This window comes from Clostridium sp. AF35-15 (assembly GCF_003477745.1).
GTDB classification, from domain to species: domain Bacteria; phylum Bacillota; class Clostridia; order Lachnospirales; family Lachnospiraceae; genus Otoolea; species Otoolea fessa.
Genome location: NZ_QUDY01000001.1, coordinates 210,902 through 234,754, shown reverse-complemented (window position 1 = coordinate 234,754; position 23,853 = coordinate 210,902). Strand labels below are relative to the sequence as shown.

Genomic DNA, 23,853 nt, shown 5'->3' with positions numbered 1-23,853 from the left:
AGGAAATAGAACATGAAAATATATGAAACGAAGGTGGAGGCAGGCACGAAGCAGTGGCTGAAAATTCCGGTGGATGAGGAATGCAGCCTGAAAGCGGCGGCTTTCTGTGGTTCAAGACCGGGAAAACGGTTGATTGTTACAGCGGGGGTACATGGCTGTGAGTACATAGGAATTCTGGCAGTTTCCCGTCTGATTCAGGAACTGGATCCGAGGCAGATGAAGGGAGAGGTTGTATTTCTTCCGATTGCTAATGAAGGTGGATTTTATAAGGAAATCAAGCAGCTGGTACCGGAGGATGGTGTCAATTTAAATCGGGCATTTCCGGGAACGGAAATGGGAAGCCGGTCAGCGAAGATAGCAGCAGCTGTGGAAACGTATCTGTATCCAGATGCGGACTTCCTCGTGGATCTCCATAGTGGAGATATTCACGAGATGGTAGTTCCGTTTGCCTTTTTTCCGGTGGCAGCAGGCGAGACGGTAGAAAAAAAGGCGGCTGCAGCGGCAAGAGCGATGTCTTTGTCGTGGAGAGTGGCATCAACGGCGAAAAATGGTCTGTACAGCTGGGCAGCGCAGAAAGGAATCCCGGCTCTTCTACTAGAACGGGGCGGACTGGGGCGTTGGACAGAAAGGGAAGTGGATGCATATCGGATAAATCTGTATGAACTGTTGGTTCACCTGGATATTTTGCCAGAAAGTATTCTGGAATCAGTCAAAGGAATGAATTTAAAAGATTCAGAAAGCTCCCCGGAATCAGAGGTGCTTCCGTCCGGGAAAATAGAGCAAAAGGAGATTCGGACCATGCGCTATCTGGAGGCACCGGGAAATGGATTCTGGTATCCGGCTATCCGGGAAGGAAGCTGCCTGAAAAAAGGAGATTTACTGGGAGAAATCCGGCGGCTTGACGGCAGCCTGATGTATCGTTATGAATCAGAGCTTGACGGTATGGTCTTTTACTATACCTTGTCACTGGGGGTAAGTGAGGGAGAACCGCTGGTAGCATATGGCGAATGCTAAGAAAAAAGCATCTTTGGATGAAAGGATCCAAAGGTGCTTTTTGCATAGGAAAAGACGGTCAATGAAAAAATATCTGTCAAAGAAAGGGGATTATATGGTATGATAAATAGCAGAAAATAGATTTTTGAGGATAAATAACAGAAATAGAGGAATATATATGAGACGAATTAAGCTAGTGGTTTCCTATGACGGAACTGCCTACTGCGGGTGGCAGCTCCAACCCAACGGAGTGACCATTGAGGAGGTGCTGAATCAGGCACTTTCTTCTCTTTTAAAAGAGGATATCCAGGTCATCGGGGCCAGCCGGACGGATTCCGGAGTCCACGCCATGGGAAATGTGGCAGTTTTTGATACAGAAAGCCGGATTCCAGGGGATAAGATCTGTTTTGCATTGAACCAGCGTCTGCCGGACGATGTGCGGATCCAGGCATCGGAGGAGGTGCCGCTTACCTTCCATCCACGCAAGGCAAACTGCGTGAAAACCTATGAATACAAGATTTTAAACCGCAAGATCGATATGCCGCTGCAGCGCTTATACAGCTATTTCTGCTATTTCAATCTGGATTTAGAGAAAATGCAGAAAGCGGCATCCTATCTCATCGGCGAGCACGATTTTAAGAGCTTTTGTACGGTGCGGACCCAGGCGGAGGAGACGGTGCGGACCATCTACAGCTTAGATATCACCAAGGTAAATGACCTTATTACCATCCGGATCAGCGGCAGCGGCTTTCTCTACAACATGGTCCGCATCATCGCCGGGACGCTGGTTAAGATCGGCATGGGCGTTTACCCGCCGGAGAAGATGGAGGAGATTCTGGAGGAGAAAAACCGAGCGGCAGCAGGTCCTACGATCCCAGCACGCGGGCTGACGCTCGTAAGCCTGGAGTATGAAAAAGAGCTGGCACCGTACCTGGAGGGCGAAAATAAGCACTGGCACTATGTGCTCGATCAGAGAAATGTCCCGGAGAAAGGGCTTGCATACCTCACGATCGAGCGCTGTGAGCCGGAAGAGCTTGACGGCGTGCTGCGCCGCGTGATCCATCAGGCATACCGAAACGGCGCGAAACGGGTGTTTGTGCGGGATACGTTTGGAGAAGAGGGGAGCATCTGCGGATATTACCGGCTGAGACGGCAGCCGGAGACGGAAGAAGGCTGGCTGGAAGCCGTCTACGAGGGTGAACATCGGTGAGCATGAGTAGAACATTTGATTATCTGGTCTGTTTCAGCGTCTATTCGCTGATTATCCTGATTATAGGAAAATCATCGTTCGGTGAGAGCGATTCGATAGGGAAATTTTTTATCGGAGAACGGAAATGCGGGTTCTGGCGGCTGTTTTCCACCTTCGTCGGGACCTGGGTGTCCGCTGCGACCATTCTGGGATACACGGGCAATGTTTTTGAAAATGGAACCTCCGTGATCGCTGTGACGGTTATCCCGTGGTTCATCGGCGCGGGGCTGCTGTATCTCATCAGCGGCCGTATCTATGACTGCGACATGCTCACGATCCCGCAGTTTATCGGGGAGCGCTACCATTCCCGCTTTCTGCGTACCTGCTGTGCGCTGCTGCTCTCGGGCGGTTACGTTTTTTATCTGGTGATCCAGATCAAGGGATTTGGAATTGCGGCGGCGACGCTTTTAAATATCGATTATAAAGTTGCAATTTTTTTGGTTTATCTGTTTATTCTGTATTCTACCTTTGGAGGATTCAATTCGGTTACCAAGACGGATGGCGGAAACCTTATCATGCTCACGATCAGTATAGTGGTTGTCTATTTTGTCGTGGTCGGAGGAATAGAGGGAAGCGGATTTCTGACAAACGCGGAGGTGTTCAGCCGAAATGCGGCGGGCAGCGGGACGGACAGTTTTGGAAATCTGATGAAAGATTACAGCCTTACCATGTACCTCACGATGTTTTTTGGCTGGGGTATGGGGCTGGCAGCGAACCCACAGTATCTGATCCGGATTGTGGCGGCAAAGAGCCGTGAGACGGCGCGGAAAGTCCTGATCTGTTCGCTGGTGTTCTTGACATTTTTTTATTTCTGCCTGACCCAGATCGGTCTGGGGCTTCGGATCCTGTTTCCTTATCTGTCCTATTACTTCGGATCAGACGATATTTTTGTCTACGCAATTAATTATTTGCTCCGATCACGGTTCAGCGGATTTTTCTTAATCAGCGTGATCGGCGCGTGCATGTCGACGGCGAACTCGCAGCTGCTTCTGATTGGCTCGATGATGTCCTACGATGTGGCGGCGCAGTATGGAAAATGGAAGAAAACAGAGGACCGTATCCTGGGGCTGACGCAGCTCTTTATCTTTCTCGGCGGAACGCTGGCGCTTCTGCTCTCCTTAAATCCACCGTCCAACAGCCTGTTTTTCGGCGCGGATATCTGGGGATTGTTTTCAGCAATTCTGACGCCACTTCTCTACGGTACGCTTTATTATAAGCGGGCAACGAGGACGGGCGCATGGGCGGCATTTGTGACAGGGGTAACCGGGACGGTGCTGCTTCAGCCACGCGAGCTGCCGGTTTACTGGGGGTTTCCGGTGACGCTGTGTTCGACCCTGGTTTTTGTCCTTGTCCCGGTGCTGGAGAGTATATGGAAAAAACGTGCTTGCTAAAGGCGGGCATTTGGAAACATGAAGCTGTCAGACAACAGCGAGAAGGAGGCGAAAACGAGCGATGAATAAATGGCTGAAACGTCTTTCAAATTGGTTTTTCCAGATTGAAAATGAGGTCATGATTCCCTTTGTTCTGGTGGGAATCCTTGTCATCGGAAGTTTCAGCGTGATTTCCTATTATAATGGCTACACGATGCAGAAAAACAGTGAGATGGAGCTGGCGGATACGCTGTTTGAGGATGTAAACCGCGATCTGCACTTTCTGGAAAAGCGTCTGCCGGAGGAGGAGATCGCGGAAAAATACCGGAATTTTGAGCGCGGGCGGATCCGGATTCTGGATCGTGACGGTGAGGAGATCACGGCTGGAACCCGTTGGGAAAACACATCGGTACTGGCAGTCAGCAAGGGGGACAATCCATTTGGCTGGCGGCTGGAGTACCGGATGAATGAGAGAATATTCGGGGAACGCATCTTAGAGCAGCAGAGCTATCTGGTAGTCGGCGCCATCGCGTCGCTGATTCTCATCTGCCAGGCAAGCATTTTCATTTCCCATAGTATCACGCGCCCCATCCGCAGGATGAGCCATACCTGTAAGGAAATTGAGGAAAACAAGGGCAGTTATCAGAAATACCGGTTTGAGGCGGTCAGCCGCCACGACGAGATCGGACAGCTGGCGGTTACCTTTGAGGGGCTGCTCAAAAACATGGATAATTACACGAAAATGGAATATACCAGCCGGATGGCAGCGACGCTGGCGCATGAGATCAAGAACCCGATCGCGGGCATCCGCTCCGGCATTCAGCTTTTAAAGGGCAGGACGGTCAAGGACGGCGATAAAATGCTCTGTGACAGCATGATCCATGAGATCGACCGTGTCACGGCGCTGATCATGAACCTTCTGACTTTGTCAATCCGGCGTGAATCACCGAAAACGGAGATTTCTGTGACCGGTGTTTTAAAGGAGATCGGAATGATCTATGCGAAAGGACCGGACAGCCGCCGCGCATCGCTTTTTGTGGAGGCAGAAGAGGGACTGAGGGCGTGTCTCAATGAAAATGAGTTTCGCCAGATCATTCACAACCTGATCAGCAACAGCCTGAGGGCGCTGGTACCGGACCGCGAGGGACAGATTAAGCTTATGGCAGCCGCGCAGGAGAAAGAAGTGATTGTGACGGTGCAGGACAACGGAAAAGGCATGACGGAGGAAGAAGTCTCCAAGGCGCTGGAACCATTTTATACAAAGAGCATCAACGGAACCGGGCTTGGGCTCTCAATCGTGAGCCGACTGGTGGAGTCAAATGGAGGAACGATGGAGATCGTGAGCAAGCCGGGGGTAGGGACAGACGTGGTTTTAAAATTTCCGGGGAAAATGGTATAGTGTGACCATTTAATGAGGTATTTCACGAATTTAGTATTTAGAGTATAATGTTATGAAACAGGGAGGAGGATGCACATGGATCGAATTTTGATTGTGGACGATGAATTTCTGATTCGCTATACACTGGAGGAAGGACTGAAAGACAGGGGATATGACGCCTATTCAGCCGCAACCGTCGAGGAAGGGCTGGAGTTTGTCAGGAAATATCATCCGGGTGTGCTCCTTCTCGACAATCTCCTCGAAAACAGTGTCGGGATGGATGAGATTGTCAATTTCAAAAATGCAGATGAGGAACTGCAGGTCATCATGATGACGGCGTACGGTTCCGTCTCCCAGGCGGTTGAGGCGACGAAGCGCGGTGCATATGATTATATTTTAAAGCCGTTTGATGTGGATGAGATCGATATGCTGATCAAGCGGTGTCTGGAGCAGAAGCGCAACCGGGATTCACTCGTCTTCCTGAAAGGCGATGTGCCGCAGTTTTTAGGTGTCAGTGAGGCAGCTGCCCGGATCCGGCACCTTATTCAGGTGCTTGGGGAAAATTTGTCGGTCAATGTACTCCTGCGCGGGGAGACGGGAACGGGCAAGGAAGTTGTGGCGCGGCAGATTCATGCGAACAGCGCCCGCAAGGATAACCTGATGGTACGCATTAACTGCGGTGCGATTCCGGAAAATCTGATGGAGAGCGAGCTCTTTGGCTACGAGCGCGGCGCGTTTGCGGGGGCGCTCAAGACGAAAAAGGGCTTGATTGAGCTGGCGGACGGCGGTACGGTCTTTTTGGACGAGATCGGCGAATTGCCGATGGCGATGCAGACGAAACTTCTGACCTTCCTGGATGACCGGAAATTTAAGCGGATCGGCGCGCTGGAGGACACGGCGGTCGATGTTCGGATCATTGCGGCGACGAACAGAAATCTCGAGGAGGCGATCAAGGCGGGGCAATTCCGGGAGGATCTGTTCTACCGGCTGAATGTCATGCAGATCGAGATTCCGCCGCTTCGTGACCGGCGCGAGGATATCCCGGTGCTCTGTGACTATTACCTTGACTATTATAATAAAGCCTTTGCCCGCAATATCGAAAAAGTGGATCCGGATTTCATGCGGGAGCTGCTCTTGTACGACTGGAAAGGCAATGTCAGGGAGCTTAAAAATATTTTTGAGCGTTGTTTTCTCTTCAGCCAGGGAAATATCCTGGAAAAACACGTGGAGTTGGCGCCGGTCGAGCGGGAGGCAAGGCCGGAGAGCGGGGACTGCATCTATCTGAAAGATTTGAAAAAAGGACCGATCGACCTCGAGCAGGAGGTCGCGGCGCTGGAGAAACGATATATGTCGGAGGCGTTGAAACTTTCCGGCAATAACCTGACGCGGGCGGCGGCACTGCTCGGCGTCACCCGGTTCTCAATGAAACGGAAGATGGAGCGGGAAGACGGGGAGAAGTAGAAAAAGCAGAAAAACTGTATCAGGAGGAAGGACGAAAATGGTTGTCTGGTAAACCGGGTGCAGGAATGAATGGTAAAAGAGTGCAAAAAATCACATCGTGCAAAAACGCACGCCTAAAACGTGCGTTTTTGCACGATTTTTGTATATAAATTAAATTATTTTAAAAAATATTAAAATTATGATTGAAAAATACATAAAAGTCAGATAAAATATCATTAGAAGCAAAAAAACAAGGGGAACATACAAAAAACATCTCATCTTAAAAATAGTTTCCGATGGTTGTTGAAAACAGACAGAAGAAACGCTAAGCCGCAAAAATGAGATGTGTGAGCTAAGAAAGGGAGGAATGAACCATGTTTTATGTCGATTTAAACAGTGATTTAGGTGAGAGCTTCGGTAACTATACGATTGGTATGGATGAAGAAATTCTTCAGTACGTGTCTTCCGCCAACGTAGCCTGTGGATGGCATGCAGGTGATCCGATGGTTATGGATAAGACCATCGCATTGGCAAAGAAATACGGAACCGCAGTAGGAGCACATCCGGGATTTCCGGATCTGATGGGCTTCGGTCGAAGAAACATGGTGGTAACTCCGGAAGAAGCGAAAGCATATCTGAAATACCAGCTCGGCGCATTGAGCGCATTTACTAAGAGCCAAGGCGTAAAAATCCAGCACGTAAAACCGCACGGTGCATTCTACAACATGGCAGCTGTTGATGAGAAGCTGGCGAGAGCGATGTGTGAAGCAGTCTATGAAGTAGATAAAGATATCATCTTCATGGGTCTGGCAGGATCCCAGATGATCAAGGCGGCTGAGGAGGTTGGTTTACAGGCAGCGAGCGAGGTGTTCGCAGACCGTGCATACAACGATGACGGAACCCTGGTTTCCAGAAAACTTCCGGGAGCAGTCATCAAAGATAAAGACCTGGCAATCAAACGTGTCGTAAGAATGGTAAAAGAAGGAAAAGTTGAGAGCATCAACGGAAACGACATTTCCATCAAGGCAGATTCCATCTGTGTACACGGAGACAACCCAAAAGCGCTGGAGTTCGTAAAGAACATTCGTGAGACCCTGGTAGCCGAGGGAGTGGAGATTAAAAATCTGTTCCGCTAATACATATGTAAGGAGAAGAGAAATATGGGAGAAAAGAAAAAAAGTAATGCGAACACGACAGCCCTGATTGGCGCCGCGTTCCTGATGGCAACGTCCGCGATCGGACCTGGTTTCCTGACGCAGACCGCAACCTTTACCGGTCAGTACGGCTCTATTTTCGCACTGGCAATCATCTGTACCATTCTTCTGGATGTTACAACCCAGTTAAATATCTGGTCCATCATCGGTGTGTCCGGTATGCGTGGACAAGATATCGCAAATAAAGTTGTTCCGGGACTCGGATATTTCATCGCGTTCCTTGTGTCTCTCGGCGGTCTGGTATTCAATATCGGTAACGTCGGCGGCGCCGCAACCGGTTTTAACATCGTATTCGGTTTTCCGCTGAAAGTCGGAACCGTTGTAGCCGGTGTCATCGGTATTCTGATCTTCTTATCCAAGGATGCGAAAAACTTCATGGATAAGCTGACCAAATACTTAGGAAGCATCATGATTGTTACCGTACTTTATGTAGCATTCCGTTCCAAACCTCCGGTTGTTGAGGCAATCGGCAGTGTTGGACATCTGAACGAATTCCCGAACCTAGTATTCCCGATTATTACCTTGCTTGGCGGAAGCTGCGGCGGTTACATCACATTCTCCGGTGCACATCGTCTTCTGGATGCAGGTTTCTCCGGAACCAAGGATCTTCCGCATGTTCGCCGCTCCGTATTAATGGGCATCAGCGTATCGGGAGTTATGAGAATTTTACTGTTCCTCGCAGTTTTAGGCGTTGTTACAGCAACTCCGGAAGTAGTTGGAAGCGAAGCATGGGTAGCAAGCCCGCCAGCAGCAGCTTTTAAGGCAGGCGCAGGCATCATCGGTTACAAGATCTTCGGTCTGGTTATCCTGTTTGCAGCTATCACCTCCATCATCGGTGCAGCGTATACATCCGTATCCTTCTTAAAGACCCTGCATCCGTTCATCATGGAGAATGAGAAATGGTTCGTTATCGGCTTCATCGCTGTATCGACCGTTATCATGACATTACTTGGACAGCCGGCAACTCTTCTGGTTCTGGCAGGTTCCGTAAACGGACTGATTCTTCCGATTACACTGCTTGTCATTCTTCTGGCAAGCCGCAGGAAAGATATCGTCGGTGAAAATTACAAACATCCGACCGTACTCATCGTACTTGGTGTATGCGTTGTTCTTCTGACCGGTTACTCAGGAATCAAGGCTCTGCCGAAGATTCTTACCATCTTTGGTTAATGAATGAAAAAATGCAAAAAATGTGGTAAAATAATAAAAAACGATTAAACGGACAGGCGCCCGGCGGACTGGCTGGATGAGCACGCAGATGGCTGGCTTATGGCAGCAGGTCTGCCGGGCGTTTCCCTGTAACTGGCTTGTTGAGTCGGAAGCAGTTTTTAGGTTTTTCGAAGAAAAGCAGAACAGGCAGGCGGGGGCTTCGTTTATCTGACAGGAGGTATATATGAGCGAGGTAAGATACCTTGTAGCGGGCGACAGCGCTGTGTGCGTTGAGTTTGGCAATGAAATCAGCCCGGAGATCAACAAGAAAATCCGCGCATTCAAGATTGCGGTTGAAAAAAGCGATATACCGGGAATTGTGGAGACGGTTCCGACATACCGCTCCTTATTAGTACATTATCATCCGGAAGTGATCGGATTCAAGGCACTCACAGAAAAATTTGATAAATTGATGGGTTCCTTATCCAGCATTCCGATCCCGCCGCCAACCGTTATCGAAATTCCGGTTCTCTACGGCGGAGAGATGGGTCCGGATATTGAAAATGTTGCGGAGCACAATCACAAGACCGTGGAAGAGGTCATCAAGATTCATACATCTGAAGAATATCTAATCTACATGATTGGATTCATCGCTGGATTCCCATATCTGGGCGGCATGAGCAAAGAGATCGCAACCCCGCGTCTGAAGAGCCCGAGAGTGAAGATTGAGGGCGGCTCCGTCGGTATTGCCGGTGAGCAGACCGGTATCTACCCGGTAGCATCTCCGGGAGGCTGGCAGTTAATTGGACGGACTCCGTTAAAACTCTATGATGCAGACCGCGAGAAACCAGTGCTTCTGGAAGCGGGACAGTATATCAAGTTTGCTGCAGTAACCGAGGAAGAGTATAAAAAGATCGAAAAAGAAGTCGAAGATGGAACCTACAAATACGTTGTGTACGATAAGGAGGTATAAAGATGGGCATTAAGTTTGCAAGCGGCGGATTCCTCACAACCGTACAGGACATGGGACGCACCGGCTATCAGGAGTCCGGTATGTCTGTATCAGGCGTTATGGATCAGCGTTCCGCAGCGATCGCGAATATTTTAGTGGGAAATGATGAAAACGAGGCGGTTCTGGAAGTAACCCTGATGGGACCGATGATGGAATTTACAGAAGACAATATTATCGCAGTAACCGGCGGCAATCTGGTTCCAAAGGTAAATGGAAAAGATCTTCCGATGTATCAGGCAGTTTTAGTACATAAGGGCGATTCCATGAACTTTGCCGGTATGACAAGCGGAAGCCGCGTGTACATTGCAGTAGCAGGCGGGCTGGATATCCCGGTACAGATGGGCAGCAAATCCACCAACTTAAAGCTGAAAGTAGGCGGTTATCAGGGAAGAAAGATCGGTGGCGGGGACGAGATTGGTTTTGCCGCTCCGAAGACGACCCTTCCAAATATGAGAAAGAGAAAAGTGACGCCGGAGGACTTCTCCCAGACTGAGAAAACCATCCGCGTTGTCATGGGACCGCAGGACGACTGCTTTACCGAGAAAGGTGTAGAGACTTTCTTAAGCAGCACATATGCATTTACGAATGAGTCCGACCGTATGGGCTGCCGTCTCGAGGGCGAGGTCATCGAGCATAAAAATGGCGGCGATATTATCACAGACGGTATCGCCTTTGGTGCGATTCAGGTGCCGTCCCACGGACAACCGATTATCATGATGGCGGATCATCAGACCACCGGCGGTTATACGAAGATTGCTGGCGTTATCTCTGTGGATCTTCCGCTGGTTGCACAGTCCAGACCGGGTTATAAAGTACATTTCCAGAAAGTAACGGTTGAGGAAGCACAGAAGCTCTACATTGAGCAGGTGGAAAAACTCAAGGCACTCAAAGAAGAATTGGCAAAAGTACCGGAACCGTGCGGAGAACTCGATGCGGTGATTCAGGTAGCGGTTGGATGTGAATCGAAGAGATACTGGAATCCGATTGGAACCTACCGGGTTGTGATCGATGGAACTGAATATATGGTTGAATTAGAGGAAGAGACTGAAAGATTCAGATAAACCTCAGATGTATTGAAAGATATGGAGGGAACGTATATGGCAGATTATAGCAAAATGACACCACCGGAAGTATGGAAACTGATTCGGACTGGCGAGATTACCCGCCCGACGGCTGGCATGTGTGCCGGATATGCACAGGCAAATCTGGTTATCCTGCCGAAGAAGTACGCGGATGATTTTAAAGAATTTGCAAGAAAGAACCCGAAACCGTGTCCAATCCTGGAAGTCGTAGAGGGCACACCGGATATCCACGATATGGGCGAGGGCGCGAGCATCGTGACGGACATCCCGAAATATTTCATTTACCGCGACGGTGTGAAAGTCGATGAGGTGACAGATGTTTCTTCTTATTGGAAAGAAGATTCGGTTGCATTCCTGATTGGCTGCAGCTTCTCCTTTGAGGAGGCGCTTATGAAAGCCGGCATTGAAGTGCGCCATATCGCGCAGGGCTGCAATGTTTCCATGTACAAGACTAACATCCAGTGTGAGAGCGCCGGCGTGTTCAAGGGACCGATGGTTGTCAGCATGCGTCCCATGACCCCAGAAAACGCACAGAAAGCCAAAGAGATCACAGACCGTTATCCAAACGTACACGGCGGTCCGGTCCAGATCGGCGATCCGGCAGCGATCGGTATCAAGGATATTTCCAAACCAGACTATGGCGATCCAGTCGAGATCCGCGAGGGTGAGATCCCGGTATTCTGGGCTTGCGGCGTTACCCCTCAGGCAGCGATTGAAAATGCAAAACTTCCGTTAGTCATTACCCACGCACCGGGACATATGTTCATTACCAATGTCCTGAATACGGAGCTGAATGATTATCTGGAGGCGAAGAAGCAGAAATAGGCAGAATCGGTTCTGCCATTGCAGGAACGGTTTTATCGAAAAATAAGGTTTGACGGAGATTTCCCAGTCTCCTTCAAATAAATTCTCTTGAGAAAAGAGAAAAAGTTCATTACCAACCTAAAAAGCGGCGAAAAGGGAAGATGGAATCTGAGAGGAGGAAGTCTTCCTTTTTCATGTGTATATCGTGCGTATATCATGCGCATGGGATGAAACGCACTTACTTTGTAAATTCCTTGAGAAAATCGTTGAAAAAACCTTGTATTTTCAAGGAAAAACCGCTTGACACGTCCGGGACGGTGTAATATAATATGTCAGTATGACGTGAGTCGGGATATGCCGGCACCAAAGCCCCGGAGCAGGCATTTCATGATATAGTTAATCTCAATTATAGGAAGTAAAACAGGAGGTCAACCAATGAAGAGTTTTATGGCTAGTCCAGCAACAATCGAGAGAAAATGGTATGTAGTTGACGCTACAGGATATACATTAGGTCGTCTTGCATCTGAGGTAGCAAAAGTATTAAGAGGTAAGAACAAACCGATCTTCACCCCGCACATGGATTGCGGCGATTACGTAATCGTAGTAAATGCAGAGAAGATCAAAGTAACTGGTAAGAAACTGGATCAGAAGATCTACTACAATCACTCTGATTATGTAGGTGGTATGAGAGAGACAACCCTTCGTGAAATGATGGCTAAGAAGCCGGAGAAGGTTGTTGAGTTAGCAGTTAAGGGTATGCTTCCAAAGGGACCTTTAGGAAGAAGCATGATTACGAAACTTCATGTATACGCAGGTCCGGAGCACGAGCAGGCAGCTCAGAAGCCGGAAGTTTTAGAAATCAAGTTTTAATTAAAGGCACTGGAAGGAGGAAACAATAATGGCTAACAAATTTTACGGAACAGGCAGAAGAAAAAAATCTATCGCTAGAGTATACCTTGTACCGGGAACCGGCAAGATTACAATCAATAAAAGAGACATCGACGAGTACTTTGGTCTTGAGACCCTGAAAGTAGTTGTACGTCAGCCGCTCGTAGCAACCGAGACTGTTGATAAGTTCGATGTACTTGTAAACGTACGTGGTGGTGGTTTTACAGGCCAGGCAGGTGCTGTAAGACACGGTATCTCCAGAGCACTTCTTCAGGCAGACGCTGATTACCGTCCGGTACTGAAGAAAGCTGGCTTCTTAACTCGTGACCCGAGAATGAAAGAGCGTAAGAAATACGGCCTCAAAGCCGCTCGTCGCGCACCGCAGTTCAGCAAGCGATAATCTACAGCTTAATAATGCTAAAAAAGCCCGGAAATACGCCATTTTCCGGGCTTTTTCTATGCCTAAAATCACCTGATTCCGATGGTGAAATTTGAGGAAATTTGACTTCAAATTAGCTCATTTTGATGGGTTTGCCATGGGTTTACGGCCTATTTTTGAGCCTAATGGGTGGGAAAATGGGTTTACAGACGGCCATTTTGGAGGGAAAATTAGCCCCATATCCTTGACAGATTTTCGGTAAAAATCCGGCTGAAACGGAATGAAAAACAGTGTCAGATTCGTTTGATGAGTTCTGACGAATTTTGCAAAAAAATAATATCAGGTATCCTGTTACATAGAGCCTTGGCTCATTCTTTGAAAACGAGAATGGGTCGAGGCTTTATTTTTTTCGCCCGAAATCCGGCGAGACAAATTTGAGTAGGAGGTAACAGGTATGACGGATTTCAATCAGAAGACCCATGACACCGATGTGGGCAGTCATGGCGGACAGTCGAGGCAGATGATGGAGGTGTTTGAGAACCAGGAGTTTGGTTCGATCCGGTTGTTACAGGAGGCAGGCAAGACCTTCTTCTGTGCAAGCGACGTGGCGAAAGCGTTGGGATATGTGAATCCCTACGCCGCAGTGAAACGCCATTGTAGAGGCCCCCTAACGAAACGCGAGGGGGTCGTTCAGAAGGTGAATCAGTATGGAGATGCTGGAGAGCAGGTCGTTGAAATCTCCTTTATCACGGAAGGTGATGTTTATCGGCTGATCGTTCACAGCAAGCTGCCATCGGCAGAACGGTTTGAACACTGGGTGTTTGATGAAGTTCTCCCGTCCATCCGAAAGCATGGTGTGTATATGAGCGATTCTATTTTGGATCAGGTGATTCAGCATCCGGAGGTCATCTACACCCTGGCGAAGGAGCTTGTGGCCGAGAGAGCAGCTTGAGGGTATCCGCAAACAGCTGGATGCGGCACAGCCCAAGGCAGACTACTTCGACACCTTTGTGAATTCGGAGGATTGTACCTGCATCCGGAATTTCTGTAAGGAAATCGGAATCCCGGAGAAGACGGCAGTAGCTCTCTTACTGGATCATCGCTATCTGTACCGCAGTCCAAGCGGCTGGCTGATGCCTTTTGCAGACAAATCTGCAAGGGGCTATTTTATTGTCCGGGATTGCTACGGCAGAAGCGGAAAACTGGTGCAGCAGACGAGAGTGACCTGCAAGGGAAAGAATCATCTCTTCAAGTTGTTTAAGAAATGGGGTGTGATCGAATGACGCTTTTTACAGAGGGACGCCTTCAGGCGTTTGAACGCATGATGCAGGATACCGGCAAATACCATCGACGGGAGGACAGCGAAGATCGTCCGCGCAAATGTCCGAAGAAAAAAACGGAGCCTGCGAAAAAGGATGGTGAGCACCATGCCGGTATTCAGGGTTGAGAAAAACAGCAATTACACAACGATGTGCAATTACCACCTGCGGGATCAGGGTCTCAGCCTGAAAGGAAAAGGACTTCTCTCTATGCTGCTTAGTTTACCGGACACATGGAACTATTCGGTACGGGGATTATCTTCGATTACACCGGATGGCGTAGATGGGGTGCTTACAGCTCTGAAAGAACTGGAACGTCTTGGATATCTGGAAAGGAACTAGCAGCGTGAGAGTAACGGTCGGATGGGCAGAGCGGAGTATGTGATCTATGAGATGCCAAGGAAAAAGCCGTGTACGGAAAAGCCGTATACGGTAAATCCGGATACGGACACACCGGTTACGGAAAATCCCGCGCAATTAAGTACTAATAGAACAAGTACTGAAACAATCAATAAAAGAGAGAAGAAGGAAATCCAGCACCGGTATGGCTCATACGAAAATGTCCTTCTCTCTGACACGGAATACGGCAAGCTCCGGCAGGAGTTCCCAGGAGATTATCAGATGCGGGTGGAACGGCTCTCTGAGTATCCGCTTTGAGCTTTCTTTTATGAATATGGCTACGGATGCCTCGAATTTTGAGAAGATGGTGCGCATCCCGTACCAGAAGGATCATTTCAATCCGGTGCGCACGGAGTACAGCACCATGCTGCGCCGCCAGCTTGCCCAGGGCAACAACGGCCTGACCAAGACGAAGTACCTGACGTTTGGCATTGAAGCAGAATCCATGAAACAGGCAAAGCCGAGGCTCAATCACATTGAGATCGACCTGATGAACAACTTCAAACGCTTGGGTGTCCGGGCAAAATTGCTGAACGGTAAGGAACGGCTTCATCTGATGCACGATATGTTCCACATGGGTGACCATGACCGATTCAATTTCGATTGGAAGTGGCTGCCGGAGAGCGGGCTGTCGGTAAAGGACTTTATTGCCCCGACCGGGTTTGCCTTTCCGAAGAACCGTGTTTTTCAGATGGGTGGGATGTATGGTTCCATGTCCTATCTCCAGATTACGGCTTCCGACCTGTCGGATCAGCTGCTGAAGGACTTTCTGGATATGGAATCCAGCCAGATTGTGACCATGCACATTCAGTCGGTAGACCAGAACAAAGCAATCAAATCCATCAAGCACACCATTACGGAGCTGGATCGTTCCAAGATTGAGGAACAGAAGAAAGCTGTCCGTTCCGGATACGATATGGACATCATTCCGTCAGATTTGGCAACTTACGGCAGGGACGCAAAGGCACTGCTGAAGGAATTGCAGAGCCAGAATTAGCGTATGTTCCTGCTGACCTTTCTGGTGATGAATACCGGCGAGACGGAGCAGGAGCTGGAAACCAATGTGTTTCAAGCTTCCAGTATCGCGCAGAAGTACAACTGCAACCTGCGCCGTCTGGACTTTTCTGGGTACTCCCGGTTCCGGTAAATCCTTCTCTGCCAAGCGAGAAATCGCCAATGCGTTTCTGGTGACGGATGACGATGTAATTGTGTGCGATCCGGAAGCCGAGTACACGGCACTGGTGAAGAAATTTGAGGGGCAGGTCATTAAAATCAGCCCTTCCAGCGCGCAGTATATCAACCCGATGGACATCAATGCGAACTATTCGGAAGAGGATACCCTGCGAAGTTCTGTCAAATGTAGATAATCTGACAATACGAACATGGCTCACACGTAGTCTTCGACACCGAATATCAGCCAGCACACATATGAGGACGGAAAATGTAGCAGCTTTTGAAAAATTGCTTTTTCTGCTCAAAGTGCTATAATCGGAATATACCGAATACAAAGGGAGGAAAGCTCCCATGCAAAGACCGCCACGGTGCCGTCGAATTTGTGGCGTACCACAGGTCGATACATTCTGTCCTAACGGGTGCGAGAATACCGAGCCGATCCTGCTGACGCTGGACGAATACGAGGTCATTCGGCTGGTTGACTTGGAGCAGCAAACCCACGAGCAGTGTGCCGCTCAAATGGAGATTTCCCGCTCTACCGTGCAGGAGATTTACGAAAGCGCACGGAGCAAGATCGTAGCGTGTCTTGTCTACGGGAAACCGCTGCACATCACCGGGGGAAACTACCGCATCTGCGGAGGACAGGAGGCAGCTCACTGCGGCCGTTGCTGCCGGATGCAGAGAGCCAACATGGAAAAATCAGGCAAAACTTGCAAAGGAGATTCCATTATGAAAATTGCAGTTACCTATGACAACGGTCAGATCTTTCAGCATTTCGGTCACACCGAGCAGTTCAAGCTTTATGAATCTGTGGACGGCAAAATCGTCCATGCGGAAGTCGTTGATACCAACGGCAGCGGTCACGGCGCACTGGCAGGATTCCTGATGCAGAACGGCGTGGACACTTTGATTTGCGGAGGCATCGGCGGCGGTGCGCAGGCAGCACTCGCCGAAGCGGGCATCAAGCTCTACGGCGGTGTCAGCGGGGACGCTGACGCGGCGGTGAGCGCATTGCTCAACGGAAGTTTGGGCTACGATCCCAATGTTCACTGTGACCACCATGACCATGAACACGGCGAGGCTGGTCACTCCTGCGGTGACCACGGCTGCGGCAAGCATAGCGGCCATTGATATGGAACGCACACTGACACAACTTCCGTTCTGGTCATCCTTGACCGAACGCGAAATGGACACACTACGCCGAAGTGCCTTTGTCCGTCATTATAAAAAGGGTGCGTTCGTTCACAGCAGCGACAATGAATGTCTCGGAATGCTGTTTATTCTTTCCGGCGAGATCCGCACCTATCTTCTCTCTGATGAGGGGCGGGAGGTAACGCTGTTCCGCCTGTATCCGGGCGAACTATGCGTGCTTTCCGCCTCCTGCGTGATCAGTCAGATCACCTTTGATACGCAAATGACTGCCGGAATGGATACGGACATTCTGATTATCTCTGCAAATGTCATTGCTGCACTCAAGGAGAAAAATCTCCATGTCCGCTGTTTTCTCTATGAACTGGCAACGAAACGGTTTTCTGATGTGATGTGGGCGATGCAGCAGATTATGTTCAAGGGATTGGATCAGCGGCTGGCAGAATTTCTCTTTGCCGAAGCGGAACGTACCGGCTCCGACACGATACGCATGACCCATGAGCAGATCGCCCAGCACATCAGCTCGGCACGGGAGGCAGTGGCACGGATGCTCAAAAGCTTCTCGGAGGACGGGCTGGTGGAGCTGAAGCGTGGTGCAATCACGCTGCGGGATAAGAACAGACTAAATCGTCTAAAATAAAAAGAAATGTGACTTCGTTACAGAAGAAAATCATAGATTTGCTACAATAAAAGCAGAAAAACAGGAAGGAGTATCCACCATGAAAGAAACGAAATACGCAGGAACTCAAACCGAAAAAAACCTGATGGCTGCCTTTGCCGGTGAGTCCGAGGCGCGCAACAAATACACCTATTTTGCATCCAAGGCCAAGAAGGAAGGCTACGAGCAGATCGCGGCGCTGTTCCTCAAAACCGCTGATAATGAGAAGGAACACGCCAAGCTGTGGTTCAAAGAGCTGAACGGCATTGGCGACACCGCCGAAAACCTTCTCTCCGCCGCTGAGGGCGAGAACTACGAGTGGACGGATATGTACGACGGCTTTGCCAAAACCGCCGACGAGGAGGGTTTCCATGAGCTGGCCCAGCGTTTCCGCCTGGTAGCCGCCATTGAAAAGCATCATGAGGAGCGCTACCGTGCCCTGCTGCACAATGTGGAGATGGCGGAGGTCTTCGCCAAGAGTGAGGTCAAGGTATGGGAGTGCCGCAACTGCGGGCATATCGTGATCGGTGAGAAAGCACCGGAGGTCTGCCCGACCTGCAACCATCCCCAGAGCTACTTTGAAATTCACGCAGAAAACTATTAAAGAGAAAAGGAGAACGAATCATGGAGCAGAAGTTTTACATTTGCAAGCATTGCGGCAACATCATTGCCAAGGTCAAGGACACGGGCGTTCCCGTCATCTGTTGCGGTGAGCCGATGAGCGAGATCATCCCCGGTACCACCGACGCCGCCGTGGAGAAGCACGTCCCTGTCTGGACTGTGGAAAACGGCATCGTTCATGTCAAGGTCGGCTCCGTAGAGCATCCCATGCTGCCGGAGCACTACATCGAGTGGGTGTTCCTCCACACCAAGCAGGGCAACCAGCGCAAGGAACTGCACCCGGGCGAGAAGCCGGAGGTCTGCTTTGCGCTCTGCGAGGGCGACGAAGTCGAGGCGGTCTACGCCTACTGCAACCTCCACAGTCTGTGGAAAGCGTGATCGTTCTGCGCATGGTATCTTAGAACCAACATAGAGAACTGAATGTCATGTATTGCAGGCAGGAGGCAAACAAGTCATGAAAGCACATAAATATTGGTCAATCGGAGCGGTAATTACCATGTTTGGAACTTTTTGCACTGGATATAAAGGCTCAAAAACAACGCATAAGTACCTTGCGCTTAGTTCCTTGATCTGCATGGTTATGGCAGTATATACGGGTCATAAAATGATTTCAGGGAATAAGAAAACAAAGAGAGTAAAACAAGCGGAAGCTGTGGATATTCTTTGAGTAAGATAGGAATCGTTATTGTTTCTGATGACGATAAAGTCGGGCTAATGTTGTGTGCGAAATAAAAAACAAGAAAGAAGAATTTCATTATGAAATATGTATGCGATGTGTGTGGTTGGGAATACGACGAAGAAAATGGCTATCCGGAAGGCGGCATTGCACCGGGTACAAAATGGGAAGATATTCCGGATGATTTTGAATGCCCCTTATGTTTTGTTGGCAAAGACCAGTTTTCTGTGGCTGAGTAAGGAAGCACAACAAAACCTATAAACAAAGAGCCGTGAAGCAGTATGTAAGATACCGCTTCACGGCTCTTTCTCACTTATATAAAAATTTGCCGTAACGTAACCTCGTCACAGAAAAATGCTTTGTACTGCGGTATGATAAAGCCACAATCAATCAACAAGAAAGAGGTGGCGAACATGAAAATCAAGCTCAATTCCGATCAGGAGATTGTCAGCACCATCAGAGAAGGACTCAAGCGCACCGGCGGGTACTGCCCCTGCCGCAGGGAGAGCACAGAGGCGACCAAATGTATGTGCCAGGAGTTTAAGGATCAAATTGCAGATCCGGGCTTCGAGGGATTCTGCCACTGTATGCTCTATTACAAATCCTTGCAGGATTAAGGGAGGAACGCTATGCTGTCAAAGAAACTGGCCGCCATAGATAAGACGCGGTGCGTCGCCTGCGGCGTGTGTGAAAATACCTGTCCACTGGGGGCCGTCAAGGTGCGCCGCGGCTGCTACGCCGCTGTGGAGGCGGAACGATGCGTAGGCTGCGGCAAGTGCGCAAAGATCTGTCCCGTCGGCTGCATTGAGGTGAAAGTGAGGGCTGACGCATGAAAGTAAAGCATTGGTACGATTACCTGTGGGTATATGCAATCATCTATTTTGCACTGGGCTTTTTCAATATCCTGTTCGCGTGGCTGGGCATGATCGATTTTCTTCTGCCGCTGTTCTTAGCCATCTTTGGTGGGAACAAATACTTTTGCAACCACCTCTGCGGACGGGGTCAACTGTTCAGCAAGCTGGGGACAGACCTTAAATGCTCCCGCTGCAAGCCCACGCCCCGCTGGATGTCCTCCAAGTGGTTCCGTTATGGCTTTTTGATCTTTTTCCTGACGATGTTCGGCAACATGGTGTTTCAGACATATCTGGTCGCTGCGGGTACTTCGTCCCTGCGGGAGGCCATTAAGCTGTTCTGGACCTTCCGTGTGCCGTGGGGCTGGGCCTACACTGCCGGAACGGTGACAGACTGGGTAGCCCAATTCAGCTTCGGCTTTTACAGCCTCATGCTGACCTCGCTGCTCATCGGCCTCATCGTCATGGTGCTCTACAAGCCCCGTACATGGTGTGCCTTCTGCCCCATGGGAACCATGACGCAGGGGATTTGCAAGCTGAAAAACAAAGAATAAACAAAGATAACAGAAAGGAGCCTTACTCATGGCTGAACTGAAAATTACTGCTGCGAATTTTGAAAATGAGGTACTGCGTTCCGACAAGCCCATTTTGCTGGACTTCTACGCCGACTGGTGCGGACCGTGCAAAATGCTCTCTCCCATACTGCATGAGCTTGCCGAAGAAAAAAGCGGCGCGCTCAAGGTGGGAAAGGTCAATGTGGACGAGCAGATGGAGCTGGCAATGCGTTTTCAGGTGTCCAGTATCCCGATGCTGGTCGTATTCAAGGATGGAAAGGCCGTTGCCAAATCGGTGGGCTATCGGCCTAAGTCGGAGATTGCCGCAATGGTGGAGGGCGCAAGATGAAAGTTGTAATCGTAGGCGGTGTGGCGGGCGGTGCTTCTGCCGCCGCCCGCATCCGCCGTTTGGATGAACACGCGCAGATCATCATGATCGAGCGCAGCGGCTATGTGTCCTATGCCAACTGCGGTCTGCCGTATTATGTGGGCGGTGTGATCAAGGAGCAGGAAGAATTGACGCTGCAAACTCCGGAGAGCTTTTGGGATCGCTTTCGCATTGATGTGCGAGTACGGCAGGAAGTAACTGCGATCAATCCCGCAGAGAAAACCGTCACCGTCCACGCACTGGACAGCGGGAAGGTCTACACGGAAACCTATGACAAACTGCTTCTTGCCCCCGGCGCAAAGCCGACGATTCCTGCGCTTTCCGGTGTGGACAGCGAGCGGGTCTTTACCCTGCGCACCGTGGAAGACACCCTCCGCATTCGACGCTTTGTAGAGGATCAGAAGCCGAAAACCGCTGTTTTGGCTGGCGGCGGCTTTATCGGTCTGGAAATGGCGGAAAACCTTGTGGAGATGGGCGTTTCGGTTACCATCGTCCAGCGTCTGAAGCAGCTATTAGCGCCGCTGGATGCGGATATGGCCAGCTTTGTCCATGCGGAAATGCGCAGACACGGTGTGGCTCTGCGGTTGGATGAAACCGTCACCGGATTCCGACAGGACGGAGATTCCGTGCTGACGCTGCTGGAGGAAAGTGAGCCGCTGCGCTCCGACATGGTGCTGCTGGCCATCGGCGTCACGTCGGACACCCATCTGGCAAAAGAGGCCGGACTTGAGCTGGGCATCCGGGGCAGCATCGCTGTCAACGAGCGGATGGAAACCTCCGTGCCGGATATCTACGCTGTGGGCGATGCCGTAGAGGTCACCCATTTCGTGACCGGCCAAAAAGCATTGATCTCGCTGGCGGGGCCTGCCAACAAGCAGGGACGCATTGCCGCTGACAATATCTGCGGCGGAAACAGCCGCTTTCACGGCTCTCAGGGCTCGTCTGTTCTGAAACTGTTTGGCTTGACAGCGGCCTCCACGGGGATCAATGAGAAGGCAGCGCAGGCAGCAGGGATCGCTTACGACAAAGTCGTATTATTCCCGGCATCCCACGCTATCTATTATCCCGGCGCACAGTCTATGGCAATGAAGGTGATGTATGAAAAAGAAAGCCTGCGGCTGCTGGGTGCGCAGATCGTTGGCGGCGAGGGCGTGGACAAGCGCATTGATGTACTGGCAACGGCCATTCGCGCAAAAATGACAGCCTTGGAACTGACGGAGCTTGACCTTTCCTATGCGCCGCCCTATTCCTCTGCCAAAGACCCGGTCAATATGGCCGGTTTTATGATCGAGGATTTGGAGAGCGGGAAGGTACGGCAGTTCCATTGGAATGAGGTTGAGGACTTGCCTTGCGATGGCAATGCGACACTGCTGGATGTCCGTACAGAAGGCGAATATCGGCGTGGGCACTTGAATGGATTCCGCAATATTCCACTGGACGATCTGCGGGAGCATTTGGACGAGTTAGACCGGGGTAAGCCTGTTTATGTGAATTGCCAGACAGGGCTTCGCAGTTATCTGGCCTGCCGACTTTTGACGCAGTACGGTTTCACCTGTTCCCATCTCTCCGGCGGATACAGTTTTTATCAGGTCGTAATACAAGAGCGGCAGACAGCGCGGAGCGCCTATCCCTGCGGAATGGAGAAGCTATGAGTGAGAATTTATTTGGCTTGACGGTTGCGGCAGATAAAGGCTTAGATGATTTGCAGTGCCAGCGCCTTTTAAGCGAAAATCGCAGGTATCAGGAAGTCATGCTGCAATACCGATGTGCGCTGAAAGCACTGGAAAGCAGGTTGGAAATTCTAAACGAAGAGTTTTCATTGCAGCATGATCGCAATCCGATAGAAAGTATAAAAAGCCGCTTGAAGTCGCCGTCCAGCATTATGAATAAGATGCAGAAACGCGGACTTCCTCTGGATTTTCCGACCATGCAGACAAATATCATGGATATTGCCGGTGTGCGGGTGATCTGCTCTTTCGAGGAGGATGTGTTCTTTTTGGCAAAGTGCTTAAAAAAACAGTCTGACATTGAAATCATCACAGAGAAAGATTATATTTCACACCCTAAGCCAAATGGCTATCGCAGTCTGCACCTGACGCTCCGGCTGCCGGTATTCTTTGCGGAAAAAGTGATCCATGTGCCGGTGGAGATACAACTCCGTACAATCGCTATGGACTTCTGGGCAAGCCTTGAGCATACCATCCGCTATAAGAAAAACTTGCCGATAAATGCTGAAGTCGAAACTGAACTGAAAGAGTGCGCCGATTCCAGCAGAGAATGGGACGGTAAGATGGAACATTTACTGCATATCATAACATAATGTGTCGAATATAAAATGAAAAGCACGCACTTTGGTGCTTGCCTTGGACTTGCCAGGGACCGCCTTATCCGCCTTGGGTGGGCGACCCCTGCGACCCCCAACCAATTTCTCCGCTTTCTGGTTTTCAGGCATAGTCTTTTCTGCTTTCGGCGGACTGCCACGGCACAGCTTTTTCGGCTTCTATATTGTAAGGAACATGGCTTTTCGCTGAATGGAAAGCGAAGCTGACCCGGGCTGGATCGGTCTGTGTTAAAACGATATATTTTTTTGGAAATTATCTTGATAAAATTTATCAAGATTGATATAATGGCATTAACAAGCAAGCGAAAAGAGGATGTGGAGCATGATCATCACCAAAGAGACGGACTACGCACTGCGCATTTTGCGGGTGCTGCTGGACGGGGAGAAGCATTCGGTGGCCGAGATGTCGGAAACGGAATTGATCCCCAATCAGTTTGCCTACCAGATTCTGCGCAAGCTCTCCGCCGGCAATTTGGTGCGGGTGAGCCGCGGCGCCCTCGGCGGCTGCGCGCTGTCCTGCGATCTGGACGCGACCTCCCTCTACGATCTCATGGGGGTCGTGGGGGAGCGGGGCATCCTGTGCGCCTGCATGGAGCCGGGATATGAATGCCGCTGGCAGGACAAGCATGGGCGGTGCGCCATCCACTGTCAGCTGGCGGCCTTGCAGCAAAAGCAGGACGAGGCGTTCCGTGCCGTGAGCCTGCGCAGGCTGCTGACCGGCGGATCCGATCCCCAAGATACAAGCAAGCTGTAAAATTTTAAGAGG

30 protein-coding genes and 1 pseudogene are annotated in these 23,853 nt (G+C 50.1%); all 31 read left to right on the top strand.

The window, feature by feature from the left end; translation table 11 throughout:
• Window positions 1-12: 12 nt before the first annotated feature.
• The 31 genes and pseudogenes from DWZ76_RS01120 (at window position 13) to DWZ76_RS00985 (ending at window position 23,841) form a co-directional block, all read left to right on the top strand.
• Window positions 13-1,014: a succinylglutamate desuccinylase/aspartoacylase family protein gene (locus tag DWZ76_RS01120; protein ID WP_118471518.1), complete on the top strand. Its 1,002-nt coding sequence runs from the start codon at window positions 13-15 to the stop codon at window positions 1,012-1,014.
• Window positions 1,015-1,171: 157 nt separating this feature from the next.
• Window positions 1,172-2,203: a tRNA pseudouridine(38-40) synthase TruA gene (gene truA, locus DWZ76_RS01115; RefSeq protein WP_107000774.1), complete on the top strand. Its 1,032-nt coding sequence runs from the start codon at window positions 1,172-1,174 to the stop codon at window positions 2,201-2,203.
• 2 nt (window positions 2,204-2,205) lie between these two features.
• Complete coding sequence (locus DWZ76_RS01110; RefSeq protein ID WP_107000773.1) at window positions 2,206-3,633, top strand: sodium:solute symporter family protein; 1,428 nt, start codon at window positions 2,206-2,208, stop codon at window positions 3,631-3,633.
• 61 nt (window positions 3,634-3,694) lie between these two features.
• Window positions 3,695-5,011, top strand: coding sequence for a HAMP domain-containing sensor histidine kinase (locus DWZ76_RS01105; RefSeq protein ID WP_107000772.1), 1,317 nt, complete (start codon window positions 3,695-3,697; stop codon window positions 5,009-5,011).
• Window positions 5,012-5,086: 75 nt separating this feature from the next.
• A complete protein-coding gene (locus DWZ76_RS01100) occupies window positions 5,087-6,451 on the top strand; it encodes a sigma-54 dependent transcriptional regulator (RefSeq protein WP_107000771.1) in 1,365 nt (454 codons plus the stop codon).
• A 353-nt stretch (window positions 6,452-6,804) separates the two neighbouring features.
• Complete coding sequence (locus DWZ76_RS01095) at window positions 6,805-7,566, top strand: 5-oxoprolinase subunit PxpA (protein ID WP_022358636.1); 762 nt, start codon at window positions 6,805-6,807, stop codon at window positions 7,564-7,566.
• 24 nt (window positions 7,567-7,590) lie between these two features.
• Window positions 7,591-8,814, top strand: a complete 1,224-nt coding sequence (locus DWZ76_RS01090; protein ID WP_117796818.1) for an NRAMP family divalent metal transporter — start codon at window positions 7,591-7,593, stop codon at window positions 8,812-8,814.
• 223 nt (window positions 8,815-9,037) lie between these two features.
• Window positions 9,038-9,766 carry a 5-oxoprolinase subunit PxpB gene (gene pxpB, locus DWZ76_RS01085; protein ID WP_022358506.1) on the top strand — a complete coding sequence of 243 codons (729 nt, stop codon included), beginning with the start codon at window positions 9,038-9,040 and terminating at the stop codon, window positions 9,764-9,766.
• Between the two features lie 2 nt (window positions 9,767-9,768).
• The gene (locus DWZ76_RS01080; protein ID WP_117796819.1) at window positions 9,769-10,866 is read left to right on the top strand and encodes a biotin-dependent carboxyltransferase family protein; all 1,098 of its coding nucleotides are present in this window, start codon (window positions 9,769-9,771) and stop codon (window positions 10,864-10,866) included.
• A 36-nt stretch (window positions 10,867-10,902) separates the two neighbouring features.
• Window positions 10,903-11,712, top strand: coding sequence for a putative hydro-lyase (locus DWZ76_RS01075; protein WP_022358508.1), 810 nt, complete (start codon window positions 10,903-10,905; stop codon window positions 11,710-11,712).
• 414 nt (window positions 11,713-12,126) lie between these two features.
• Complete coding sequence (rplM, locus tag DWZ76_RS01070; RefSeq protein ID WP_022358509.1) at window positions 12,127-12,561, top strand: 50S ribosomal protein L13; 435 nt, start codon at window positions 12,127-12,129, stop codon at window positions 12,559-12,561.
• Window positions 12,562-12,589: 28 nt separating this feature from the next.
• Window positions 12,590-12,979 (top strand): 30S ribosomal protein S9, encoded by a 390-nt coding sequence (rpsI, locus tag DWZ76_RS01065; RefSeq protein WP_022358510.1) that lies wholly within the window; start codon window positions 12,590-12,592, stop codon window positions 12,977-12,979.
• Between the two features lie 433 nt (window positions 12,980-13,412).
• Window positions 13,413-13,910, top strand: a complete 498-nt coding sequence (locus tag DWZ76_RS15210) for a BRO family protein (protein WP_243017746.1) — start codon at window positions 13,413-13,415, stop codon at window positions 13,908-13,910.
• Window positions 13,888-14,241: a phage antirepressor KilAC domain-containing protein gene (locus tag DWZ76_RS15205; RefSeq protein ID WP_243017745.1), complete on the top strand. Its 354-nt coding sequence runs from the start codon at window positions 13,888-13,890 to the stop codon at window positions 14,239-14,241. Before DWZ76_RS15210 ends, DWZ76_RS15205 begins: the two co-directional genes overlap by 23 nt.
• On the top strand, window positions 14,238-14,405 hold the full coding sequence (locus DWZ76_RS14980) for a hypothetical protein (protein ID WP_002576412.1): 168 nt from the start codon (window positions 14,238-14,240) through the stop codon (window positions 14,403-14,405). Before DWZ76_RS15205 ends, DWZ76_RS14980 begins: the two co-directional genes overlap by 4 nt.
• A complete protein-coding gene (locus DWZ76_RS15200; RefSeq protein ID WP_243017744.1) occupies window positions 14,386-14,619 on the top strand; it encodes a helix-turn-helix domain-containing protein in 234 nt (77 codons plus the stop codon). Before DWZ76_RS14980 ends, DWZ76_RS15200 begins: the two co-directional genes overlap by 20 nt.
• Before the next feature lie 21 nt (window positions 14,620-14,640).
• A complete protein-coding gene (locus DWZ76_RS15195) occupies window positions 14,641-14,934 on the top strand; it encodes a hypothetical protein (protein ID WP_243017764.1) in 294 nt (97 codons plus the stop codon).
• Window positions 14,921-16,013, top strand: a pseudogene (locus tag DWZ76_RS01050) (conjugal transfer protein TraE); the annotation flags it as partial. The gene DWZ76_RS15195 and the pseudogene DWZ76_RS01050, both read left to right, overlap by 14 nt.
• Before the next feature lie 187 nt (window positions 16,014-16,200).
• On the top strand, window positions 16,201-16,980 hold the full coding sequence (locus DWZ76_RS01045) for a DUF134 domain-containing protein (RefSeq protein ID WP_118471516.1): 780 nt from the start codon (window positions 16,201-16,203) through the stop codon (window positions 16,978-16,980).
• A gap of 1 nt (window position 16,981) precedes the next feature.
• Window positions 16,982-17,638, top strand: coding sequence for a Crp/Fnr family transcriptional regulator (locus DWZ76_RS01040; protein WP_107000764.1), 657 nt, complete (start codon window positions 16,982-16,984; stop codon window positions 17,636-17,638).
• A gap of 79 nt (window positions 17,639-17,717) precedes the next feature.
• A complete protein-coding gene (rbr, locus tag DWZ76_RS01035; protein WP_107000763.1) occupies window positions 17,718-18,260 on the top strand; it encodes a rubrerythrin in 543 nt (180 codons plus the stop codon).
• A 20-nt stretch (window positions 18,261-18,280) separates the two neighbouring features.
• Complete coding sequence (locus tag DWZ76_RS01030) at window positions 18,281-18,655, top strand: desulfoferrodoxin family protein (RefSeq protein WP_118471514.1); 375 nt, start codon at window positions 18,281-18,283, stop codon at window positions 18,653-18,655.
• 76 nt (window positions 18,656-18,731) lie between these two features.
• Entirely contained in the window at window positions 18,732-18,944 is a 213-nt protein-coding gene (locus DWZ76_RS01025) for a DUF6219 family protein (RefSeq protein ID WP_107000761.1), read from the top strand.
• Between the two features lie 89 nt (window positions 18,945-19,033).
• Window positions 19,034-19,192 (top strand): rubredoxin, encoded by a 159-nt coding sequence (locus DWZ76_RS01020; protein WP_107000760.1) that lies wholly within the window; start codon window positions 19,034-19,036, stop codon window positions 19,190-19,192.
• Window positions 19,193-19,324: 132 nt separating this feature from the next.
• A complete protein-coding gene (locus DWZ76_RS01015) occupies window positions 19,325-19,570 on the top strand; it encodes a ferredoxin-thioredoxin reductase catalytic domain-containing protein (protein ID WP_107001011.1) in 246 nt (81 codons plus the stop codon).
• Between the two features lie 12 nt (window positions 19,571-19,582).
• Window positions 19,583-19,786 (top strand): 4Fe-4S binding protein, encoded by a 204-nt coding sequence (locus DWZ76_RS01010; RefSeq protein WP_107000759.1) that lies wholly within the window; start codon window positions 19,583-19,585, stop codon window positions 19,784-19,786.
• The gene (locus DWZ76_RS01005; RefSeq protein ID WP_117796821.1) at window positions 19,783-20,358 is read left to right on the top strand and encodes a 4Fe-4S binding protein; all 576 of its coding nucleotides are present in this window, start codon (window positions 19,783-19,785) and stop codon (window positions 20,356-20,358) included. The genes DWZ76_RS01010 and DWZ76_RS01005 overlap by 4 nt, the downstream gene beginning before the upstream one ends.
• A gap of 28 nt (window positions 20,359-20,386) precedes the next feature.
• Window positions 20,387-20,707, top strand: coding sequence for a thioredoxin (gene trxA / locus DWZ76_RS01000; RefSeq protein ID WP_107000757.1), 321 nt, complete (start codon window positions 20,387-20,389; stop codon window positions 20,705-20,707).
• Window positions 20,704-22,398 (top strand): FAD-dependent oxidoreductase, encoded by a 1,695-nt coding sequence (locus DWZ76_RS00995; protein ID WP_118471512.1) that lies wholly within the window; start codon window positions 20,704-20,706, stop codon window positions 22,396-22,398. The genes trxA and DWZ76_RS00995 overlap by 4 nt, the downstream gene beginning before the upstream one ends.
• On the top strand, window positions 22,395-23,066 hold the full coding sequence (locus DWZ76_RS00990; RefSeq protein ID WP_107000755.1) for a GTP pyrophosphokinase family protein: 672 nt from the start codon (window positions 22,395-22,397) through the stop codon (window positions 23,064-23,066). The genes DWZ76_RS00995 and DWZ76_RS00990 overlap by 4 nt, the downstream gene beginning before the upstream one ends.
• A gap of 343 nt (window positions 23,067-23,409) precedes the next feature.
• Entirely contained in the window at window positions 23,410-23,841 is a 432-nt protein-coding gene (locus tag DWZ76_RS00985) for an Rrf2 family transcriptional regulator (RefSeq protein WP_015553424.1), read from the top strand.
• Window positions 23,842-23,853: the final 12 nt, after the last annotated feature.

Coding starts and splice junctions, on each gene's coding strand:
- DWZ76_RS00985 (WP_015553424.1), top strand. CDS start 23,410: ATGATCATCACCAAAGAGACGGACTACGCACTGCGCATTTTGCGGGTG.
- rbr (WP_107000763.1), top strand. CDS start 17,718: ATGAAAGAAACGAAATACGCAGGAACTCAAACCGAAAAAAACCTGATG.
- DWZ76_RS01120 (WP_118471518.1), top strand. CDS start 13: ATGAAAATATATGAAACGAAGGTGGAGGCAGGCACGAAGCAGTGGCTG.
- DWZ76_RS01090 (WP_117796818.1), top strand. CDS start 7,591: ATGGGAGAAAAGAAAAAAAGTAATGCGAACACGACAGCCCTGATTGGC.
- DWZ76_RS01030 (WP_118471514.1), top strand. CDS start 18,281: ATGGAGCAGAAGTTTTACATTTGCAAGCATTGCGGCAACATCATTGCC.
- DWZ76_RS15210 (WP_243017746.1), top strand. CDS start 13,413: ATGACGGATTTCAATCAGAAGACCCATGACACCGATGTGGGCAGTCAT.
- truA (WP_107000774.1), top strand. CDS start 1,172: ATGAGACGAATTAAGCTAGTGGTTTCCTATGACGGAACTGCCTACTGC.
- trxA (WP_107000757.1), top strand. CDS start 20,387: ATGGCTGAACTGAAAATTACTGCTGCGAATTTTGAAAATGAGGTACTG.
- DWZ76_RS15195 (WP_243017764.1), top strand. CDS start 14,641: ATGGGCAGAGCGGAGTATGTGATCTATGAGATGCCAAGGAAAAAGCCG.
- DWZ76_RS01040 (WP_107000764.1), top strand. CDS start 16,982: ATGGAACGCACACTGACACAACTTCCGTTCTGGTCATCCTTGACCGAA.
- DWZ76_RS15200 (WP_243017744.1), top strand. CDS start 14,386: ATGCCGGTATTCAGGGTTGAGAAAAACAGCAATTACACAACGATGTGC.
- DWZ76_RS01045 (WP_118471516.1), top strand. CDS start 16,201: ATGCAAAGACCGCCACGGTGCCGTCGAATTTGTGGCGTACCACAGGTC.
- DWZ76_RS01110 (WP_107000773.1), top strand. CDS start 2,206: ATGAGTAGAACATTTGATTATCTGGTCTGTTTCAGCGTCTATTCGCTG.
- DWZ76_RS00990 (WP_107000755.1), top strand. CDS start 22,395: ATGAGTGAGAATTTATTTGGCTTGACGGTTGCGGCAGATAAAGGCTTA.
- DWZ76_RS01025 (WP_107000761.1), top strand. CDS start 18,732: ATGAAAGCACATAAATATTGGTCAATCGGAGCGGTAATTACCATGTTT.
- DWZ76_RS01095 (WP_022358636.1), top strand. CDS start 6,805: ATGTTTTATGTCGATTTAAACAGTGATTTAGGTGAGAGCTTCGGTAAC.
- pxpB (WP_022358506.1), top strand. CDS start 9,038: ATGAGCGAGGTAAGATACCTTGTAGCGGGCGACAGCGCTGTGTGCGTT.
- DWZ76_RS01080 (WP_117796819.1), top strand. CDS start 9,769: ATGGGCATTAAGTTTGCAAGCGGCGGATTCCTCACAACCGTACAGGAC.
- DWZ76_RS00995 (WP_118471512.1), top strand. CDS start 20,704: ATGAAAGTTGTAATCGTAGGCGGTGTGGCGGGCGGTGCTTCTGCCGCC.
- DWZ76_RS01105 (WP_107000772.1), top strand. CDS start 3,695: ATGAATAAATGGCTGAAACGTCTTTCAAATTGGTTTTTCCAGATTGAA.
- DWZ76_RS14980 (WP_002576412.1), top strand. CDS start 14,238: ATGACGCTTTTTACAGAGGGACGCCTTCAGGCGTTTGAACGCATGATG.
- DWZ76_RS01015 (WP_107001011.1), top strand. CDS start 19,325: ATGATAAAGCCACAATCAATCAACAAGAAAGAGGTGGCGAACATGAAA.
- DWZ76_RS01005 (WP_117796821.1), top strand. CDS start 19,783: ATGAAAGTAAAGCATTGGTACGATTACCTGTGGGTATATGCAATCATC.
- DWZ76_RS01075 (WP_022358508.1), top strand. CDS start 10,903: ATGGCAGATTATAGCAAAATGACACCACCGGAAGTATGGAAACTGATT.
- DWZ76_RS01010 (WP_107000759.1), top strand. CDS start 19,583: ATGCTGTCAAAGAAACTGGCCGCCATAGATAAGACGCGGTGCGTCGCC.
- DWZ76_RS01020 (WP_107000760.1), top strand. CDS start 19,034: ATGAAATATGTATGCGATGTGTGTGGTTGGGAATACGACGAAGAAAAT.
- rplM (WP_022358509.1), top strand. CDS start 12,127: ATGAAGAGTTTTATGGCTAGTCCAGCAACAATCGAGAGAAAATGGTAT.
- DWZ76_RS01100 (WP_107000771.1), top strand. CDS start 5,087: ATGGATCGAATTTTGATTGTGGACGATGAATTTCTGATTCGCTATACA.
- rpsI (WP_022358510.1), top strand. CDS start 12,590: ATGGCTAACAAATTTTACGGAACAGGCAGAAGAAAAAAATCTATCGCT.